Annotated in this window: 1 pseudogene; it reads left to right on the plus strand. The window is 61.4% G+C overall.

Features of this window, described 5'->3' with window-relative positions:
* A pseudogene (locus tag BN358_RS27335) lies at positions 1 to 191 on the plus strand (sugar ABC transporter permease); the annotation flags it as partial.
* Positions 192 to 215 lie beyond the last annotated feature (24 nt).

The raw sequence follows: 215 nt of genomic DNA on the forward strand, positions 1-215 counted from the left end.
GGCCCTCCGCACGGCACGTCGATGCGACCTACCCGCTGTGGTTCCACATCCCCGGCGGCATCGTCTACCTCGCGCTGTTCATCGTCCCGACGGTGTTCAGCTTCTACTTCGCCTTCACCCGGTGGACGTTGTTCAAGGCGACCTTCATCGGCTTCGACAACTTCGTGCTCTTCTTCCAGGAGCCCGGGTGATCGGAGCCTGAAGAACACCCTGAT

It is taken from the genome of Sedimentibacter sp. B4 (genome assembly GCF_000309315.1).
GTDB lineage: Bacteria > Bacillota > Clostridia > Tissierellales > Sedimentibacteraceae > Sedimentibacter > Sedimentibacter saalensis.